The organism is Micromonospora deserti (assembly GCF_003236335.1).
GTDB lineage: Bacteria > Actinomycetota > Actinomycetes > Mycobacteriales > Micromonosporaceae > Micromonospora > Micromonospora deserti.
Genome location: NZ_POUB01000537.1, coordinates 1 through 718 on the forward strand (window position 1 = coordinate 1; position 718 = coordinate 718).

At 75.5% G+C, this 718-nt stretch carries 1 protein-coding gene; it reads left to right on the top strand.

What is annotated here, in order from left to right; translation table 11 throughout:
* On the top strand, positions 1-718 hold a 718-nt coding region (locus C1I99_RS31785; protein ID WP_111137799.1), incomplete at both ends, for an RDD family protein.

The window sequence follows — 718 nt, forward strand, 5'->3', positions numbered from 1 at the left end:
CCCGGTCTCCGGGCCGGGCCCCGCGCCGGGCACGCACCCGGTGCAGCCGCATCCCGGGTACCCGCCCGAGTGGGGTCCGGGCCAGCCGCAGGGACGGGTACCCGGCTACCCAACGGCGCAGCCGCCCGGCTGGCCGGCCGGTGCCTGGCCGGGCCGGCCGCCGGAGCCCCGCCCGCACGGGCTGCCGCTGGCCGGCTTCGGCGCCCGGCTGGTCGCCCGGCTCATCGACTTCGGCATCGTGTTCGTGCTGAACGCGGTGGTGAACGGCTGGTTCGTCTGGCGGCTGGTCGAGGAGGTCACCCCGTACTGGCGGGAGGTGCTCCGGCGGGCGGTGGCCGGTGACACCTCCACCGAGGGGCTGCCGCAGCCCAGTGAGCAGGCCGGCGGGCTGCAGATCGTCATCCTGCTGATCGCCTCCGCGCTGTGGCTGGCGTACGAGGTGCCGCCCATGGCCTCCGGCGGGCAGACCTTCGGCAAGCGGGTGGTGGGCATCAAGGTCGTGCCGCTCGCCGCCGACGAACCGCTCGGCTTCGGCCGGGCGCTGCGCCGCTGGAACACCCTCGGACTGCCCACCCTGCTCTGGTACTGCTGCGGCCTGGGTCTGCTGCTCCAGCTCATCGACGCGCTCTCCCCGCTCTTCGACCAACCGCTGCGTCAGGCGCTGCACGACAAGCGGGCGCAGACGGTGGTGGTCCAGCTCCCCCGCGCCCCCCGCACC